The following is a 2574-nucleotide window of genomic DNA, read 5'->3' on the forward strand; positions in this document are numbered from 1 at the left end:
GATCACGCATCCGTTGTCGATGATCGAGATCGAGTCGGCGAGGCGGTCGGCCTCCTCCAGGTACTGCGTCGTCAGCAGCACTGTCGTGCCGCCGGCGACAAGCGATTCGATCACGTCCCACAGTGCGAGCCGGCTGCGGGGGTCAAGCCCCGTCGTCGGTTCGTCGAGGAAGAGGACGGGCGGATTGATGACGAGCGCGCCAGCCAGGTCGATCAGGCGCCGCATCCCGCCCGAGAACCCCTTGACCGGACGATTCTGGGCATCCACGAGGTCGAACAGCTCGATGAGCTCCCGCGCCCGCTGCGCTGACCGGCGCCGCCCGAGGTGGTACAGCATCCCCACCATGAAGAGGTTCTCGAACCCGGTGAGGTTCTCGTCGACCGCCGCGTACTGACCGCTCGCGCCACTCATCCGACGGATCTGCTGCGGGTCTGCGAGCACGTCGACACCGTCGATGCTCGCGGACCCGGCATCCGGTCGGATGAGGGTCGTGAGCACCTTCACCGTCGTCGTCTTCCCGGCACCGTTCGGCCCGAGCAGTGCCGCGACGGTTCCCTCCGGCACCGACAGGTCGAGTCCGTCAAGCGCGCGGACGACCGGCGCACCCCGCGGATGGTACGTCTTGACGAGCCCGCTCGCCTCGATGAAAGCCATAGCACGGATGGTAACGGTGCCCGCAGACATCCGGGTGCCTGCCAACGGCCCCACGGGGGAGGACTGTCCCGCATGATGGATGCATGGCTGAGCCGGTGACGTCCCAGCGGATTCTCGAGCACGTCCAGCGGCTCGGCGAGGAGCATCCGCCGATCGAGCTCGATTCGGTCGACCGCGGCATCCGTGATCCGCATACCGTTGCCGATCGGTACGGGCATGTGATCGACTATCTCGCTCGTGTCGAACTCGAGGTCGACCGCAACGTCCTCGAGCTGCTCGTCCTGTTGCCCGATGTCAGCGAGGTCGACCGGATGTTCTACGCCGACGTGTGGCAGCCCCAAGAGATCCAGCATGGACTGATCCTCGATCGACTGCAGCAGGATCTCGGGTGCCCGGCGGCTGAGCCCGTGCTCGAGGTGTCGTACAAGATGCGGATCATGGGCGCTCTCGCGCACTTCTCTGCGATCCAAGACATCGCGCGGCTGCTGTATTACCTCACTGGCGCGAGCACCGAACGGCAGGCGGTGCTCGCCTACAACACGATCCACAGCGGGATGACAGGGCTCGGTGAGTCCGCGATCGCCGAGACGATCATCGCGCCCATCCGTCGGCAAGAACCCGGCCATTTCGCCTTCTATCGGATGAGCGCGACCGAACTCGTGCGCTCCGGGGCGCTGCGGCCCTGGCAGCTGTACTTCGCGCGCGTCCTGCGCGAGAAGACCTACAACCTCGTCGGAACGAACGGGCAGGACCGCTACCGCGCGCAGATGGGCGGCGTCGTCACAGCCCTCGGCTTCGATACCGACCTCGACAAGTACGCCCGCGAGGTCGGCCGCATCGAAGCACAGCTGCTGTGGGCGCACGAGCAGGGCATGGACTTCCCGCCGTACGTCATGCGGGCACTGCGCGAAAGCATCGACCTCTACCGTGAGCGGGGATTCGGCGACGCCGCGTGACCCGGCATCCGTGGTGGCATCCGCTGCCCGGGCCGACCTCTCGTGGGTAGGAATTCTCGCCGAGGTAGGGCGATGTGCATGCTCATCGTCCTACCCCGGCGATTCCTCCTACCTCCGTAAGGCATCGCACAGGACCACGGATGCCGATGGCGGCGTAACCTGACAGCGCGGCCGGATACGGCATCCGACCCGGGACGGAGCTGACATGCACTTCGGGCTGCACATCGCGGACTTCACCTTCGACTCGGGGCCGGCCGAGCTCGGCCAGACCCTCGCGCGGCACGTCAGGCATGCTGAGGATGCCGGCATCCAGCGGATCACCGTCATGGACCACTTCTGGCAGCTGCCCGGCATCGGCCCCGTCGAGCACGAGATGCTTGAGGCTTACGCGACCCTCGGGTTCCTTGCCGCGCACACGCAGAAAGCGATGCTGCACGTCCTGGTCACGGGCGTCATCTATCGGCATCCCGCCCTGCTTGCCAAGCAGGTGAGCACGCTCAATGTGCTCTCGGGTGGCCGGGTCGGACTCGGCATCGGCGCAGGCTGGAACGAGCAGGAGTGCGTCGGCCTCGGATTCCCGTTCTCGCCCGTCGCGCAGCGTTTCCGCGAACTCGAGGAGACGATCCAGATCTGCCAGCAGATGTGGTCGGGCTCCGACGAGCCGTATGACGGGGCGATCTGGCAGCTCGGGCGCACGCTGAACTCGCCCCAGAACGTCACGAAGCCGATGCTGATGATCGGCGGCGGGGGAGAGAAGAAGACCCTCAAGCTCGTGGCGCAGTACGCGGATGCCTGCAACCTCAGCGCCCTCGCTGGAGTACCCACGGGCAAACTCGACGTGCTGCGGGCCCACTGCGACGATGTCGGGCGCGACTCCGACACCGTCGAGAAGACGGCAATGATCGGCGTGAATCCCGAATCCACGGTGGACGGCGTCGCCGGCCAGGTGCGGGCGCTGGGGGAG

At 66.6% G+C, this 2574-nt stretch carries 3 protein-coding genes; 2 read left to right on the plus strand and 1 reads right to left on the minus strand.

The genetic code is table 11. From position 1 onward, the window contains the following. On the minus strand, window positions 1-654 hold a 654-nt coding region (locus tag Q1V87_RS16020), incomplete at its 3' end, for an ATP-binding cassette domain-containing protein (protein WP_300595110.1). 83 nt (window positions 655-737) lie between these two features. On the opposite strand from Q1V87_RS16020, the gene Q1V87_RS16025 reads away from it, so the two are divergent. Together Q1V87_RS16025 and Q1V87_RS16030 are read left to right on the plus strand one after the other, a co-directional pair. After that, window positions 738-1610: a GTP-binding protein LepA gene (locus tag Q1V87_RS16025; RefSeq protein WP_300595112.1), complete on the plus strand. Its 873-nt coding sequence runs from the start codon at window positions 738-740 to the stop codon at window positions 1608-1610. A 205-nt stretch (window positions 1611-1815) separates the two neighbouring features. Next, a partial coding sequence (locus Q1V87_RS16030; RefSeq protein ID WP_300595114.1) for an LLM class F420-dependent oxidoreductase occupies window positions 1816-2574 on the plus strand: 759 nt, incomplete at its 3' end.

The organism is Microbacterium sp., assembly GCF_030149085.1.
Taxonomy (GTDB): Bacteria; Actinomycetota; Actinomycetes; order Actinomycetales; family Microbacteriaceae; genus Microbacterium.

Excerpts from the sequence above, each read along its gene's own strand:
- Q1V87_RS16025 (WP_300595112.1), top strand. The coding sequence starts at position 738 with ATGGCTGAGCCGGTGACGTCCCAGCGGATTCTCGAGCACGTCCAGCGG.